Here is a 15498-nt window from a genome sequence, read left to right as displayed (position 1 = left end):
CGCCACCGTGACGCAGTAGAGAGTGAGCCGACTGGTCATCGGCGAGCGCGCCACCCGAGGTTCCCCCCGTACCGACGGGTCCGCGCATCGGCGCGGGCGGGATATGTTCCCCCGATCCCGCCCGCGCCCCATCTCCCCCCTCTTCCGGGAAGTGCCCACCGGGCCGCTCCCGGGGCTGCCACACTCCGGGCATGCAGGGGAACACACCGCGTCAGAGCACCTCGTCCGCGCTCCTCATCCTGGCGGCCGCCTTCCTGGCGGTCGCCGGCTGCACGTCCGGCGGCGGTGGGGGCGGGGACGGCTCCGGGAAGCCGGAGCCCGGTGCCCCGGCGCCGTCCGCGTCGGCCACGCCCGTCCCCGTCGGACAGCCGATTCGCTTCCACCCCGTCGAGCAGGTCGTCACCGGGCCGTGCCCCACGGGGACCGGGCAGTGGGTGGCGGACACCACCGGTGACGCGAACAAGTGCTACGGACTCCTGGACGCCGCCGCGATGACGGTGACCGAGACACTGCGGGCCGAGGCCGCCTACGACAAGCAGATGGGGACATGGCTCGTGCGCGTCGAGCTGTCCGCCGCCGACGCCGACCGGTTCGCCGACCTCACCGCCCGCGTCGTCGGCGAGGCACCGCCGCGCAACCAGGTCGCCGTCGTGCTCCAGGAGCCCGACGGCGACCGGCTGCTGTCCGCGCCCGCGGTCTACGAGACGCTCACCGGCGGGACGGTGCAGATCATCGGCTCCTTCGGCCAGGAGGGCGCCCGCGACCTGGCCCGCCGCCTGGGCGGCGGCTGAGCCCGCCGCCCGCCCGCCGAGACGTCCCGGAACCGGGCGGTCCGGTGGCCTGGGGGTGAACGGCGCGGGCCGCGCCGCCCGCCGTCCGGCGCGGTGGGTGGCCGGGCCGCCACGAACAGGTGAACCTGACCTGTCATCCGGGTGAATTCGGGGCTCCAGTCGACCGGTTGGCCAAGCGTCGAGCCGCTGTTAACCGTCTGTTGCCCTGCTGTTGACCCGAGCTGCGGAAACGCTTCCTAGCGTCGGCGACGTGCCATCAGCAACCCCTTCCGAGTCCGCCGAACGCCCCCTGCGTCTCGCGGTGCTCGCCGACTCCGACACCCGGTGGAAGTGGGGCGCGCTCACCGCGCAGCGCCTCGCCCCCGGCGCCGTCATCGACGGGCTCCTCCTGCGCGGCCGGGCCACGCCGACCGCCCGCCAGTTGCAGGACACCGGTGTGCGCGGGGCGCAGGTCCGGGAGGTGTCCGCCGACGGCTTCCTGGCCGCCGCCGGCGTCGAGGGCGCCTACGACGTCGTCGTGCTCTCCTGCGTCGGGGGCACGGTGCAGGCCATGCTGCACGGCCTGGCCCACCGCTGGCAGGGGCACGCCCGCCGCCCGGTCGTGGTCACCGGCTACGTCGGAGTCGTCTACGAGAAGCTGGCAGACGGACTGCTCCTGCGACACGGCGCCGACCTCGTGCTCGCCAACTCGGCCTACGACGCGGACCGCTTCCGCACCGTCTACGCGGGCGTCGGGGCCGACACCGACAGCGTCGTCGAGTGCGCCCTGCCGTTCCTGGGCGGCGCCCCCTACGCCCCCTCGGACGAGCGCCCGTACACGGTCACCTTCGCCGTGCAGCCCTCCGTGCCCGAGACCCGCAAGGACCGGCTCTACCTCCTCCAGCGGGCCGCCGCGCACGCCCGTTTCCACCCGGAGCGGGAGGTGCTGATCAAGCTGCGCAGCAAGCCGGGGGAGCACACCACGCACGTCGAGGAGCTGCCGTACCAGCGGCTGGCCGACCGGCTGCCCGGCGGCCTGCCCGCCAACTGCCGCCTGGTGTACGGGCACATGGGCCAGGTGCTCGACCGCACCGACCTGCTGGTCACCGTCAGCTCGACGGCCGCCCTGGAGTCCCTGCACCGCAACATCCCGACCGCGATCCTCACCGACCTCGGCGTCCGCGAGCCGCTGGGCAACCACCACTTCGTCGGCTCCGGCTGCCTGACCTCCTGGGACCGGCTGGACGCCGGCGAGGTGCCCCGGGCCGACCGGGAGTGGACGGCCCGGCAGGGCGTCGCCGCCGACGGCCCCTACGAGGCCGCCTTCGACGCGGCCCGCAAGCGCATCGCCGGACTGCTGTACGACGACCTCCCGCCGCTCACCCCGTTCTACACGGCCACCACCGCGCCCGGTTACCTGCCCGGCATCCTCGCCCGGCACGGCCTGGCGCCGGACGGTTCGCCGAGCCCGTCGGCCGCCGAGGGTCCCGGGAGCGGGGTCGGCGGGGCCGCCCGGCGCGTCGTGCGCCGCGCCGCCCGGGGCGCGTACCGCCAGGGCGTCCAGCGCGTCGCGCCCGTGATCCGCCGGATGGGCCAGCTGTGACCGCCCCGGACGCCGCCCCCGGCGCCGCCCCCGCACCCCCCGTGAGCCAAGGAGCCACCGTGCCACCCACCGTCCTCGCCGTCATCCCCGCCCGGGGCGGCTCCAAGGGCGTTCCGGCCAAGAACCTCGCGCCCGTCGGCGGCGTCCCGCTGGTCGCCCGCGCGGTCCGCGCGTGCCTGGCCGCGGACCACGTCACCGACGTGGTCGTCTCCACCGACGACCCGGCCATCGCCGCCGCCGCCCGCGAGGCGGGCGCGCAGACGGTGGAGCGTCCCGCCGGAATCGCCGGGGACACCGCCACCAGCGAGGCCGCCGTCCTGCACGCCCTGGACGCCTTCGAGGAGCGCCAGGGCCGGGCCGTGGACGTCGTCCTCCTGGTGCAGTGCACCAGCCCCTTCATCGACCGCGAGGACGTCACCCGGGTCGCCGCCGCCGTCCTGCGCGGCGGCGCCGACAGCGCGCTGACCGTCGCGCCCTTCCACGGCTTCCTGTGGCGCGACGCCCCGCAGGGCGGCACCGGCGTCAACCACGACACGGCGTACCGCCCGCGCCGCCAGGACCGGCCGGAGGACCTGCTGGAGACGGGCGCCGCCTACGCCATGCGCGCCGCCGGGTTCCGCGAGGCCGGGCACCGGTTCTTCGGCCGCACCGACGTCGTGCGCACCGACGCCGCCCGCGTCCTGGAGGTCGACGACCCGCACGACCTCGCGCGGGCCCGGGCGCTGGCCCCGCTGCTCGACACCGGCCGGCCGGGCACCCTGCCCACCCGGGACGACGTCGACGCGCTCGTACTGGACTTCGACGGCACCCAGACCGACGACCGGGTGTACGTCGACTCCGACGGACGGGAGACCGTCGCCGTGCACCGCGGCGACGGCCTGGGCATCGCCGCGCTGCGCCGCGCCGGGCTGCCGGTCCTGATCCTGTCCACGGAGGTGAACACGGTCGTCGCCGCGCGGGCCCGGAAGCTGAAGCTCCCCGTGCTGCACGGCATCGACCGCAAGGACCTCGCACTCAAGCAGTGGTGCGAGGAGGAGGGCATCGCGCCCGAGCGCGTGCTCTACGTCGGCAACGACGTCAACGACCTGCCGTGCTTCGGCCTCGTCGGCTGGCCGGTCGCGGTGGCGAGCGCCCACGCCGTCGTCCGCGGCGCGGCCCGTGCCGTCACCACCACCCCCGGAGGCGCCGGGGCGATCCGCGAGATCGCCTCGTGGCTGCTCGGCCCCTCCCTCTAGCAACGCCGCCGGCAACCGCCGGCACCGCAGGCAATCCGCACCCGAAGAAGGACTTCCCTCCCATGAGCAACCCCCGCCTCCGCACCCTCGGTTCCAAGACCGCGGGCCCCGGCCACCCGGTCTACGTCACCGGCGAGATCGGCATCAACCACAACGGTGAGCTGGAGAACGCCTTCAAGCTGATCGACGCCGCCGCCGAGGCGGGCTGCGACGCGGTCAAGTTCCAGAAGCGCACCCCGGAGATCTGCACCCCGCGCGACCAGTGGGACATCGAGCGCGACACCCCCTGGGGCCGGATGACGTACATCGACTACCGGCACCGCGTCGAGTTCGGCGAGGACGAGTACCGCCAGATCGACGCGTACTGCAAGGAGAAGGGCCTCGCCTGGTTCGCGTCCCCGTGGGACACCGAGGCCGTGGCCTTCCTGGAGAAGTTCGACCTCCCCGCCCACAAGGTCGCCTCCGCCTCCCTGACGGACGACGAGCTGCTGCGCGCCCTGCGGGCGACCGGCCGCACGGTGATCCTGTCCACCGGCATGTCCACGCCGAAGCAGATCCGGCACGCCGTCGAGGTGCTGGGCAGCGAGAACATCCTCCTGTGCCACGCCACCAGCACCTACCCGGCCAAGGCCGAGGAGCTGAACCTGCGGATGATCCACACCCTGCAGGCCGAGTACCCCAACGTGCCGATCGGCTACTCCGGCCACGAGACGGGCCTGCAGACCACGCTCGCCGCCGTCGCGCTCGGCGCCGTCTTCGTGGAGCGCCACATCACCCTGGACCGCGCGATGTGGGGCTCGGACCAGGCGGCCTCCGTCGAGCCGGGCGGCCTGGCCCGCCTGGTGCGCGACATCCGCACCATCGAGGCGTCCCTCGGTGACGGCATCAAGAAGGTGTACGACAGCGAGCTGGCCCCGATGAAGAAGCTGCGCCGCGTCAAGGGCGTCGTCGCCGAGGCCGCCGAGACGGACGCGACCGCCGAGGGCGCGGCCCGCGAGCCCGCGCAGGTCTGAGGTGACCGAGCCCGCCGCCGCCTCCGTCCCCGGGCCCGCGCGCGCCTTCGCGCGCCGGTCCGGGGGCGGGGGCACCCTGGCCTTCGTCGAGAGCCCGGTCCAGCTCCTCAACGTGCTGGAGTGGGCGCACGCGACGGCCCCCGCCCCGGGGGAGCTGACCGTCCACGTGCTGCCGCCCCACGACCCCATGACACGCGGCCAGCTCCGCCGCATGGCCCAGCTCGCCCGGGACGAGGGGCACGCCGTCGAGTGGGTGGAGGCCCGCGGCGGCGCGAGCGCGCCGCTGAAGACGGCCGGGGGCCTGGCCCGGCCGCTGCGGGCCGCGCGGCGGCTGGTCATCGGAGACCCGTTCTCCCGGTACGTGCACCTGCTGCTCTCGCTGGCCGGGGACGGTGCCGACGTCACCGTGGTGGACGACGGCACGGCCACCATGGAGTTCACCGCCCAGCTCGCGGGCGGCGCCAAGCGCCTCACACGCTGGCACCGCACGGGCGCCACCGGGGCGCGGGGGCTGCTGTTCGCGCCGGTCTCGGCGCGGGCCCGCCGCCGTCTGACGCCGGGAGCGCGCCGTGCGGTGGAGGTGTTCACCTCCATGCCGGTGGAGGCGCCGGAGCACGTCACCGTCACCGAGAACGCCTTCGCCTGGACGCGGCAGCGGTTCGGGCCGCCCACGCTGACCGGGGGCACCGACCTGGTCGGCACCTCCCTCGCGGAGACGGGCGTCGTGGACACCGACCGCTACCTGGCCGCCGTCGTCGCGCTGGCCCGCGCGCACGGGGCCACCCGGTACTTCGCACACCGCAGGGAACGGACCGAGAAGCTGCACCGGGTCGCCGTGGAGGCCGGGCTGGAGATCGTCCGCCCCGACCTGCCGCTGGAACTGGTCGCCCGGCGGGGCCCGATCGGGGGGACGATCCTGAGCTTCCCCTCCACCGTCGTGCACACCCTGCCGCTGGCCCTGGCCGGGACGCCGGTGCGGGTGGCCGTGTGCGACGTGGACCCGGCGTGGCTCACCGCGCAGGCGTCCCCGCGCGCCCAGGGCTTCCTGTCCGACGTGACGGGCAGCGCCCGGGACGTGCACCGCCTGCCGTCCGTGCCCTGACGGCGGGCGGCGGAAGGCCGCGGAAGGGGAAAGCCGGGCGGAACGGGTCAGGCGGGGACGGTACGCCGGGAGTGCGAAACCCCTGGGCATACCCAACTCGCCCTGGACGTATGCGCGTCCGGAGCGACATACTTTTCCCCTGTGTGGCTCAACTTTCTGTGATCGCCGTCCGGCGGGCGGTGCCGGGGGCATACGCTCGGTCGGGTGAACCAACTGCTGTCGCCCCAGTCCGCCCAGCGGAGCGAGCGCGGGACGTCCCTGGACGGGACCCTGCCGGACGCCCTCCGCGGGGAGCTCGTCGCGTTCCGCCGGGACCTGCACATGCACCCCGAACTGGGGCACCAGGAGTTCCGCACCACCGCGGCGATCAAGGACCGCCTCACCCGGGCGGGGCTGCGTCCGCGCGTTCTGGACGGCGGCACCGGGCTGATCTGCGACGTCCACCCCCGGCTCGCCGACGCGGCGGAAGGCGGCCGGCCCCTGCTCGCCCTGCGGGCCGACATCGACGGCCTGCCCATCCCGGACACCAAGACGGTCCCCTACCGCTCGACCGTCCCCGACCGCGCCCACGCCTGCGGCCACGACGTGCACACCACCGTCGTCCTGGGCGCCGGGCTCGTCCTCGCCGCGCTGGCCCGGCGCGACCGGCTGCCGCAGTCGGTGCGGCTGCTGTTCCAGCCCGCCGAGGAGGTGCTGCCCGGCGGCGCGACGGACGCCATCGACAGCGGCGCCCTGGACGGCGTCGGCCGGATCATCGCCGTGCACTGCGACCCGCGCGTGGACGCCGGGCGGATCGGCCTGCGCCCCGGCGCGATCACCTCCGCCTGCGACCGGCTGGAGGTGGCGCTGTCCGGGCCCGGCGGCCACACGGCCCGCCCGCACCTGACGACCGATCTGGTGACGGCCGCCGCCCGCGTCGTCACCGACGTCCCCGCCGTGCTGGCCCGCCGGGTGGACACCCGGGCCGGGCTCGCCGTGACCTGGGGACGCGTCGCCTCCGGGCACGCCCCCAACGTCATCCCGCAGCACGCCGAGCTGTCGGGGACCGTGCGCTGCCTGGACCTGCCCGCCTGGCGCGCGGCCCCGGACCTGCTGCACGCGGTGATCGACGAGATCGCGGCGCTGCACCACGCCAAGTCCGAGATCGACTACATCCGCGGGGTGCCGCCGGTGGTCAACGAGACCAGCACCACCGAGCTGCTGCGCAACGCGATGGCCGCCCGGTTCGGCGCGCAGTCGGTGGAGAGCACCGAGCAGTCGCTCGGCGGCGAGGACTTCTCCTGGTACCTGGAGCACGTGCCCGGCGCCATGGCGCGGCTCGGGGTGCGCACGCCGAACGACCCCACGCCGCGCGACCTCCACCAGGGCGACTTCGACGCGGACGAGCGAGCCATCACGGTCGGCGTCGAGCTGTTCACGGCCGCCGCGCTGCTGGACGCCGCCCGCGGCTGAAACGGAGCCCGGCCGGTGGGGCGGGGCGGGAGCGGGCCGGTTCCGCCCCGCCCTTCACCGGTACGGGCGTGGCTGAAACCGAGCGTTAACACCGAATCGATAACGGACGTCAGCCGGGGCTTTACCTGGCATCTACGCGCGTTACTCTGAGCCGGAGAGCCAGCGCCGGAAGAGGCGCTTCCTGAGAGTCGAAGGAGACCTCCTCTTGCGTCGCGTCACCCAGCTTGCCGCCGCGGTCAGCACCGCCGCGGCTCTCGCACTCACCACCGCCGCCTGTGGCGGCACGTCCACCGAGTCCGGCGGCGAGGACAAGGGCGCGGCCATCGCCTACGACGTCGGCGGCCGCGGTGACCAGTCCTTCAACGACGCCGCCTACGCCGGCCTGGCCCGTGCCGAGGAGGAGTTCGGCTGGAAGGGCCAGGACGTCGAGCCGTCCGACGGCGAGTCCGAGGACGACAAGACCAGCCGCCTCAACGAGCTGGCCCGCCAGGGCTACAACCCGGTCATCGGCGTCGGCTTCGCCTACGCCCCCGCGGTCGAGGCGGCCGCGGCGAAGAACCCGGACGTCACGTTCGGCCTCATCGACGACGAGACCGTCACGGGCGACAACATCGTCAACATGGTCTTCAGCGAGGAGCAGGGCTCCTACCTCGCCGGTGTCGCCGCCGCCAAGGCGACGGAGTCGAAGACCGTCGGCTTCGTCGGCGGCGTCGAGGTGCCGCTGATCAAGAAGTTCGAGGCCGGTTTCGTCCAGGGCGTCAAGGACACGGACCCCTCGATCGACATCAAGCGCCAGTACCTCACGCAGCCGCCGGACATGAACGGCTTCTCCAAGCCCGACCTGGGCAAGGAGGCCGCGCGCGGCCAGCTCGACGCCGGTGCGGACGTGCTCTACCACGCCGCCGGTCTGGCCGGCCAGGGCGTCATCGAGGCCGTCGCGGCCCGTGACGCGTGGGTGATCGGTGTGGACTCCGACCAGTACGAGCAGAAGACGCTGGCCGAGTACAAGGACAACATCCTCACCTCGATGACCAAGGACGTCCCTGACGCGGTCTACGCGCTCATCAAGTCGGTGGAGGAGGGTGACCCGCAGAGCGGCGTCATCCGCTACGACCTGGAGTCCGACGGCGTGGAGCTGTCCGACTCCAACCCGGCCTACACGGAGATGACGGAGCTGACCGAGGCCGTCGCCCAGGCCAAGGAGGACATCATCTCCGGCACGATCAAGGTCGACACGGCCCCGGCCTCCTGACCTGACGCCCGGCCGCCGGCGGCCGCCGCGGTGCCGCGACACAGCGGCGCGGCGGCCCCGGCGCCAGGCGGCGGACGCGGCCCGGCCGGTGGGCGGAACCCCGCCCACCGGCCGGGCCGGTTCGCAACGACGCCGCTTTCCGGGCGGGACTCTACGCGCGTAGTCACCCCGTGGCGCGATAGCGTCGCCCTCGCCCACCCCCTTCGAGCCGCTCCTTAGCCCCGAGGAGAGTGCACCATCAACGCGTCCAGCAGTCCGCCCGCCGTCGAGCTGGCCGGCATCACCAAACGCTTCCCCGGCGTCGTCGCCAACCACGACATCCACCTGTCCGTGCGCAAGGGCACGGTGCACGCGATCGTCGGCGAGAACGGCGCGGGCAAGTCGACCCTGATGAAGATCCTCTACGGCATGCAGAAACCGGACGAGGGCACCATCGCCGTCGACGGCGAGCAGGTCACCCTGCACAGCCCCGCCGACGCCATCGGCCGCGGCATCGGCATGGTCCACCAGCACTTCATGCTCGCCGACAACCTCACGGTTCTGGAGAACACCGTCCTGGGCAGTGAGGGCCTGCACGGCATCGGCGGGAAGGCCCGCGACCGCATCCAGGAGATCTCCGACGCCTACGGGCTCGGCGTCCGCCCCGACGCCCTCGTCGAGGACCTCGGCGTCGCCGACCGGCAGCGCGTGGAGATCCTCAAGGTCCTCTACCGGGGCGCGCGCACGCTGATCCTGGACGAGCCGACGGCCGTGCTCGTCCCGCAGGAGGTCGACGCCCTCTTCGCCAACCTGCGCGAGCTGAAGGCCGAGGGCCTGACCGTCATCTTCATCTCGCACAAGCTCGGCGAGGTGCTCTCCGTCGCGGACGAGATCACCGTCATCCGGCGCGGTACCACCGTCGCCTCCGTGCAGCCGCGCGAGGTGACCACCAAGCAGCTCGCGGAACTGATGGTCGGCAGCGAACTGCCGTCCCCCGAGACGCGGGAGTCCACCGTCCGGGACACCCCGGTGCTCACCGTCGAGGGGCTGACGCTCCACGAGGACGACGTCGAGCACGGGCACCGCACGGTGCTCGACGGCATCAGCTTCACCATCCGCGAGGGCGAGGTCCTCGGCCTCGCGGGCGTGGAGGGCAACGGGCAGACGGAGCTGATCGACGCGCTCATCGGCACCCGGCACGCCGACGCGGGCACCATCAGCCTCGGCGGCGAGCCGATCACCGACTGGGCCACCCGCAGGCGCCGCGAGGGCGGCATCGGCTACATCCCCGAGGACCGGCACCGGCACGGGCTGCTGCTCGACGCCCCGCTGTGGGAGAACCGCATCCTCGGCCACGTGACCGAGAAGCCCAACAGCAAGGGCTTCTGGCTCGACCCGAAGGCCGCCCGCACCGACACCGGGCGGATCGTCGAGGAGTACGACGTCCGCACCCCCGGCATCGAGGTCACCGCCGGCTCGCTGTCCGGCGGCAACCAGCAGAAGCTGATCGTCGGCCGGGAGATGAGCCACCACCCGCGCTTCCTGATCGCCGCCCACCCCACCCGGGGTGTGGACGTCGGCGCGCAGGCGCAGATCTGGGACCAGATCCGCGCGGCCCGCCACGAGGGCCTGGCCGTGCTGCTGATCTCCGCCGACCTGGACGAGCTGATCGGCCTGTCCGACACCCTGCGCGTCATGTACCGCGGCCGCCTGGTCGCCGACGCCGACCCCGGGGCGATCACCCCGGAGGAGCTGGGCACCGCCATGACCGGCGCGGCGTCCGGCCATCTGGAGCACGAGGAGCACGAGGAGAACGGCGCATGAGTGACGGTGGTGGCGGCATGCCGGCCGGTGCGAAAACCGCCCGCAACCGCAAGCCCGTCGACAGGGACAGGGTCGTCATGGCCCTCGGCGGACCCGTGCTCGCGCTCGGCGTCGCCGTCCTGCTGACCTCGGCGGTCCTGCTGGCCTCCGGCCGCAACCCGGTCGAGCCGTACGTCCTGATGATCGAGTACGCGGCCAACGCCGACATCCAGGTGCTCATCCTCAACCAGGCGACGACGTACTACATCGCGGCGCTCGCGGTGGCCGTCGGCTTCCGGATGAACCTGTTCAACATCGGCGTGGACGGCCAGTACCGGCTGGCGGCGATGATCGCCGCCGTCGCGGGTGCGGCCGTCACACTGCCCGCGCCCCTGCACGTCCTGTTCATCATGGTCGTCGCCGCGCTGACCGGCGCGTTCTGGGCGGGCATCGCCGGTCTGCTGAAGACGACGCGCGGCGTCAGCGAGGTCGTCTCCACGATCATGCTCAACGCCATCGCGACGAGCGTCATCGCCTACCTCGTGCTGCCCGGGCAGTTCGGCGAGCAGCGCGGCAACAACCTGACCACCGGGCAGATCCCCGAGTCCGGCTGGTTCCCGAACTTCGACATGGGCCCCGGCGGCGAGATCCACGGCTTCGTCGTCGTCGCCGTGCTGCTCGGTGTCGCGTACTGGATGGTGCTGAACCGCACCCGCTTCGGCTTCGACCTGCGTGCCACCGGCGCCAGCCAGAGCGCGGCGGCGGCCAGCGGCGTCAACGCCAAGCGGATGGTCTTCACCTCGATGGTCATCTCCGGGGGCGTCGCGGGCCTGGCGGGCATGCCGGTACTGCTCGGCAGCTCGCACACCTACAGCCTCGTCTTCCCCGCGGGCATCGGCTTCACCGGCATCACCATCGCGCTCCTGGGCCGCAACCACCCGGTGGGCATCGCGCTGGGCGCCCTGCTGATCGCCTTCCTGGACAAGGCGTCGGCGACGCTCGACTACAGCGGTTACGAGAAGGAGATCGCCACGATCATGCAGGGCCTGATCGTGATCGCCGTCGTGGTCAGCTACGAGGCGGTGCGGCGCTACGGGCTGCGCCGCCAGCAGCAGAAGGTCGGCGAGGAACTCGCCGCCGCGGCCGCCGCGGACGACGGCCCCGGCGCCCACCACGAGAACGCCAGCAAGGGGGCCTCCGCATGAGCACCGTCACCATCAGGAAGCCGGTCTCACCGCGCCAGCCGGCCGGGCGCCGCAAGCTGACCCTCGCCCAGTGGATGCTCGTCATCGCCGCGGGCCTGGCGCTGTTCTCCGCCGTCCGGCTGATCACCGACGCCGACGGCCTCACCTCGACCGGGCAGGTCTCCGCCGCGCTGCGGCTGGCCGTGCCGATCGGGCTCGCCGGGCTCGGCGGCGTCTGGGCCGAGCGGGCCGGCGTCATCAACATCGGCCTGGAGGGCATGCTCATCCTCGGCACCTGGTTCGGGGCCTGGGCGGGCGTGCAGTGGGGCCCGTGGACGGGCGTCGTGATGGGCATCGTCGGCGGCATGCTCGGCGGGCTCATCCACGCCATCGCCACCGTCACCTTCGGCGTGAACCACATCGTCTCCGGCGTGGCCATCAACATCCTGGCCGTCGGCGTCACCCGCTACCTGTCGGGGTTCACGTTCGAGAACATGGCGGGCGGCACCGAGAAGCAGTCGCCGCCCATCGACCCGATCACGACGATCACCGTGCCGGGGCTCTCGGACTGGATGCGTGACCTCAACGACAAGCACTGGTTCTTCGTCTCCGACCTCGCCGGGTTCGTCGGCGGCGTCGTCACCAACCTCTCCCTGCTCACCGTCGTCGCCCTGGCCCTGGTGCCGCTGAGCTGGTGGGTGCTGTGGCGCACCGGCTTCGGACTGCGGCTGCGCTCCTGCGGCGAGAACCCGGTCGCCGCCGAGTCGCTCGGCGTCAACGTCTACAAGTACAAGTACCTCGCGGTGATGATCTCCGGCGGCTTCGCCGGGCTCGGCGGCGTCTTCCTCGCCGAGGTCGCCTCGAACATCTACCAGGAGGGCCAGACCGGCGAGCGCGGCTACATCGGCCTCGCCGCGATGATCTTCGGCAACTGGATGCCCGGCGGCATGGCCATGGGCGCGGGCCTGTTCGGCTACGCCGACAGCCTCAACCTGCGCGGCGGCGGCGCCAACGTGCACGCGCTGCTGCTGTTCCTGGCCGTCCTGCTGGCCGTGGCGCTCGCCTGGGCGCTCTACCGCGCGAAGTACGTCACCGCCCTGGTGTCGGCCGTGACGGGCCTGGGCCTGCTCGGCTTCTACCTGGCCGTCGACGAGGTGCCCAGCCAGTTCGTGTCGGCGGCGCCCTACGTGGTGACGCTGCTGGTGCTGGCGCTGTCCGCGCAACGGCTGCGGATGCCCAAGGCGAACGGGCAGGCGTACCGCAGGGGTGAGGGCAAGTGACGCGCACACCGCCCGCCGGGAGCGCCGCCGGCGAGGGCCCGTCCGGCGGGGTGCCGCCCGGCTGGGAGGCGCTGCGGCGCCGGGCCCGGGACGCGATGTCCCGGGCCTACGCCCCCTACTCCGGCTTCCCCGTGGGCGCCGCCGCCCGGGTGGACGACGGCCGGGTGGTCAGCGGCTGCAACGTCGAGAACGCGGCCTACGGCGTGGCCCTGTGCGCCGAGTGCGGGCTCATCTCGTCGCTCGTCGCCTCCGGGGGCGGCCGGCTCACCCACTTCACCTGCTGCGACCGCAACGGCGACGTGCTGATGCCCTGCGGCCGCTGCCGGCAGCTGCTGTGGGAGCACGGCGGCCCGGAGCTGGCCGTGGACACCGCCTCCGGCATCCGCCCGCTGGCCGAGCTGCTGCCGGACGCCTTCGGCCCCGCCGACCTGGACCGCTGATCCCGCCCGGCGCCGCGCCCCCGGCGGGCCCGCACGCCCCGCCCCCGACGTTCCGCACGCCCCGCACCCCGTGAGGAGTCCCGTATGGACGCCATCTCCGTCATCCGTACCAAGCGCGACGGCGCAGCGCTCAGCGCCGAGCAGATCGACTGGGTCATCGACGCCTACACCCGGGGCTCGGTCGCCGACGAGCAGATGTCGGCGCTGGCCATGGCGATCCTGCTCAACGGCATGGACCGGGCGGAGACCGCCCGCTGGACGGCGGCGATGATCGCCAGCGGCGAGCGCATGGACTTCTCCTCGCTGCCGCGTCCCACCGCGGACAAGCACTCCACCGGCGGCGTGGGCGACAAGATCACCCTGCCGCTCGCCCCGCTGGTCGCCGCCTGCGGCGCGGCGGTGCCGCAGCTCTCCGGGCGCGGCCTCGGACACACGGGCGGCACGCTGGACAAGCTGGAGTCCGTGCCCGGCTGGCGCGCGCTGCTGTCCAACGCCGAGATGCTGGACGTCCTGCGCGACGTCGGCGCCGTCGTCTGCGCGGCGGGGGACGGGCTGGCCCCGGCCGACAAGAAGCTGTACGCGCTGCGCGACGTGACGGGCACGGTGGAGGCCATCCCGCTGATCGCCAGCTCGATCATGTCCAAGAAGATCGCCGAGGGCACCGGCTCGCTCGTGCTGGACGTCAAGGTCGGCTCGGGTGCCTTCATGAAGAACGCGGCGGACGCGGAGGAGCTGGCCCGCACGATGGTGGGCCTGGGCACGGACCACGGCGTGCGGACGGTGGCGCTGCTCACCGACATGTCCACGCCGCTCGGGCTGACCGCGGGCAACGCGCTGGAGGTGCGGGAGTCGGTGGAGGTGCTGGCGGGCGGCGGACCGGCGGACGTGGTCGAGCTGACCCTCGCGCTGGCCCGCGAGATGCTGGACGCCGCCGGGCTGCCCGACGCGGACCCGGCGAAGGCGCTGGCCGACGGCTCCGCGATGGACTGCTGGCGGCGCATGATCGCGGCCCAGGGCGGCGACCCCGGTGCCGCGCTGCCCACCGCCCGTGAGCGGCACACCGTCACCGCGCCCGAGTCGGGCGTGCTCAGCCGCCTGGACGCGTACGCCGTCGGAGTGGCCGCGTGGCGGCTGGGCGCGGGCCGCGCCCGCAAGGAGGACCCGGTGCAGGCCGGGGCGGGCGTCGAGCTGCACGCGAAGCCGGGCGACCGGGTGCGGGCGGGCGAGCCGCTGATGACGCTGCACACGGACACCCCCGGCGCGTTCGGCTACGCGCTGGAGGCGCTGGCGGACGCGGTCGAGGTCGGCGAGGCGTACACCCCCGCGCCGATCGTCCTGGGCCGCATCGCCTGACGGCGGGCGGCGGGCGCCCTGCCGGCGGGCCGGACGGCCCGCCGGGCGGGGATGATCCGTGGGGTTATATCCGTTTTGCCTCTTCTGTGCCCGGTTACGCGAGAGGGTACGCGCACAGAGGAGGTACCGAAGTGATCACCCCAGAGCAGATACCCACGGTGCTGGACCACCCGGTCTACGACGCCGAGGGCGGCAAGATCGGCGAGGCGAAGCACGTCTTCTTCGACGACGCCACCGGCGAGCCGGAGTGGGTCAGCGTGAAGACCGGCATGTTCGGCTCCCACGAGTCGTTCGTGCCCATCCACGACGCCTTCGTGATCGAGGACCACATCGAGGTTCCCTACCGCAAGGACACGGTCAAGGAGGCGCCGCACGTCGACGTCGACTCCGGCGGTCACCTGTCCGAGGAGGAGGAGCACCGGCTGTACGAGTACTACGGCATCTCCTGGGGGACGGTCTGGCCCGAAGCGGGCGAACCCGGCGCGGGCGGCCGGGCCGACGCCGCCGGTACGGCCCCCGCCGCGTCCCCCGGCACCCGGGGGGACGACGGGGCGATGACCCGTTCCGAGGAGCGGATGCGCGTCGGCACCGAGCGCCACGAGACCGGCCGCGCGCGGCTGCGCAAGTACGTGGTGACGGAGGAGCAGCAGCAGACCGTCCCGGTGCGCCACGAGGAGGTCCGCGTGGAGCGCGAGCCGATCACCGACGCCAACCGGGACGAGGCCCTGGGCGGCGCGGAGATCGCCGAGAGTGAGCACGAGGTGGTGCTGCACGAGGAGCGGCCGGTGGTGGAGACGAGGACCGAGCCGGTGGAGCGGGTCCGCCTCACCACGGACGAGGTCACCGCGCAGGAGACCGTGACCGGCAGGGTCCGCAAGGAGCGGATCGAGGCCGACGCGGAGGAGGAGGACGACGACCCCGGCCGTCGGCGGCGGTAGCGCGCGGGGCGGCTCCACCCGCGCCGGGCGGCCGCGCACCGGCCCGCCCGGCGCCGGGCCCCTCCCGCGCGGCCCCGGCCCCGTGGGCACGACC

The 15498-nt window shown here is 73.7% G+C and carries 13 protein-coding genes; all 13 read left to right on the top strand.

The genetic code is table 11. From position 1 onward, the window contains the following. The first annotated feature begins 191 nt into the window (after nt 1-191). The 13 genes from V1J52_RS06895 to V1J52_RS06835 all read left to right on the top strand — a co-directional run bounded on the left by V1J52_RS06895 (nt 192) and on the right by V1J52_RS06835 (nt 15404). Nucleotides 192-791 (top strand): SecDF P1 head subdomain-containing protein, encoded by a 600-nt coding sequence (locus V1J52_RS06895; RefSeq protein WP_330138695.1) that lies wholly within the window; start codon nt 192-194, stop codon nt 789-791. Between the two features lie 250 nt (nt 792-1041). Further along, entirely contained in the window at nt 1042-2373 is a 1332-nt protein-coding gene (locus V1J52_RS06890; RefSeq protein ID WP_330138694.1) for a DUF6716 putative glycosyltransferase, read from the top strand. 59 nt (nt 2374-2432) lie between these two features. Beyond that, nucleotides 2433-3608 carry a cytidylyltransferase domain-containing protein gene (locus tag V1J52_RS06885; protein ID WP_330138693.1) on the top strand — a complete coding sequence of 392 codons (1176 nt, stop codon included), beginning with the start codon at nt 2433-2435 and terminating at the stop codon, nt 3606-3608. 62 nt (nt 3609-3670) lie between these two features. Continuing rightward, nucleotides 3671-4621, top strand: coding sequence for an N-acetylneuraminate synthase family protein (locus V1J52_RS06880; protein WP_330138692.1), 951 nt, complete (start codon nt 3671-3673; stop codon nt 4619-4621). A 1-nt stretch (nt 4622) separates the two neighbouring features. Then, complete coding sequence (locus V1J52_RS06875; RefSeq protein WP_443075730.1) at nt 4623-5723, top strand: hypothetical protein; 1101 nt, start codon at nt 4623-4625, stop codon at nt 5721-5723. A 204-nt stretch (nt 5724-5927) separates the two neighbouring features. Beyond that, the gene (locus tag V1J52_RS06870) at nt 5928-7175 is read left to right on the top strand and encodes a M20 family metallopeptidase (protein WP_330138691.1); all 1248 of its coding nucleotides are present in this window, start codon (nt 5928-5930) and stop codon (nt 7173-7175) included. A 205-nt stretch (nt 7176-7380) separates the two neighbouring features. Then, entirely contained in the window at nt 7381-8427 is a 1047-nt protein-coding gene (locus V1J52_RS06865; RefSeq protein WP_330138690.1) for a BMP family lipoprotein, read from the top strand. A gap of 237 nt (nt 8428-8664) precedes the next feature. Then, nucleotides 8665-10230, top strand: a complete 1566-nt coding sequence (locus V1J52_RS06860) for an ABC transporter ATP-binding protein (RefSeq protein ID WP_330138859.1) — start codon at nt 8665-8667, stop codon at nt 10228-10230. After that, nucleotides 10227-11414, top strand: a complete 1188-nt coding sequence (locus tag V1J52_RS06855) for an ABC transporter permease (RefSeq protein WP_443075729.1) — start codon at nt 10227-10229, stop codon at nt 11412-11414. Before V1J52_RS06860 ends, V1J52_RS06855 begins: the two co-directional genes overlap by 4 nt. After that, nucleotides 11411-12673 carry an ABC transporter permease gene (locus tag V1J52_RS06850; RefSeq protein ID WP_330138689.1) on the top strand — a complete coding sequence of 421 codons (1263 nt, stop codon included), beginning with the start codon at nt 11411-11413 and terminating at the stop codon, nt 12671-12673. The genes V1J52_RS06855 and V1J52_RS06850 overlap by 4 nt, the downstream gene beginning before the upstream one ends. 50 nt (nt 12674-12723) lie before the next feature. Further along, nucleotides 12724-13113, top strand: a complete 390-nt coding sequence (locus V1J52_RS06845; protein WP_330138857.1) for a cytidine deaminase — start codon at nt 12724-12726, stop codon at nt 13111-13113. 84 nt (nt 13114-13197) lie between these two features. After that, nucleotides 13198-14466 carry a thymidine phosphorylase gene (locus V1J52_RS06840; RefSeq protein ID WP_330138688.1) on the top strand — a complete coding sequence of 423 codons (1269 nt, stop codon included), beginning with the start codon at nt 13198-13200 and terminating at the stop codon, nt 14464-14466. Nucleotides 14467-14597: 131 nt separating this feature from the next. Beyond that, a complete protein-coding gene (locus tag V1J52_RS06835; RefSeq protein WP_330138687.1) occupies nt 14598-15404 on the top strand; it encodes a DUF2382 domain-containing protein in 807 nt (268 codons plus the stop codon). Nucleotides 15405-15498: the final 94 nt, after the last annotated feature.

The organism is Streptomyces solitudinis, from assembly GCF_036323765.1.
In the GTDB taxonomy this organism is placed as follows: Bacteria; Actinomycetota; Actinomycetes; order Streptomycetales; family Streptomycetaceae; genus Streptomyces.
This window is presented reverse-complemented; position numbering and strand designations above follow the sequence as displayed.

What these genes read in the sequence shown, in the direction of transcription:
- V1J52_RS06895 (WP_330138695.1), top strand. Translation starts at nt 192, where the DNA reads ATGCAGGGGAACACACCGCGTCAGAGCACCTCGTCCGCGCTCCTCATC.
- V1J52_RS06880 (WP_330138692.1), top strand. Translation starts at nt 3,671, where the DNA reads ATGAGCAACCCCCGCCTCCGCACCCTCGGTTCCAAGACCGCGGGCCCC.
- V1J52_RS06855 (WP_443075729.1), top strand. Translation starts at nt 10,227, where the DNA reads ATGAGTGACGGTGGTGGCGGCATGCCGGCCGGTGCGAAAACCGCCCGC.
- V1J52_RS06850 (WP_330138689.1), top strand. Translation starts at nt 11,411, where the DNA reads ATGAGCACCGTCACCATCAGGAAGCCGGTCTCACCGCGCCAGCCGGCC.
- V1J52_RS06840 (WP_330138688.1), top strand. Translation starts at nt 13,198, where the DNA reads ATGGACGCCATCTCCGTCATCCGTACCAAGCGCGACGGCGCAGCGCTC.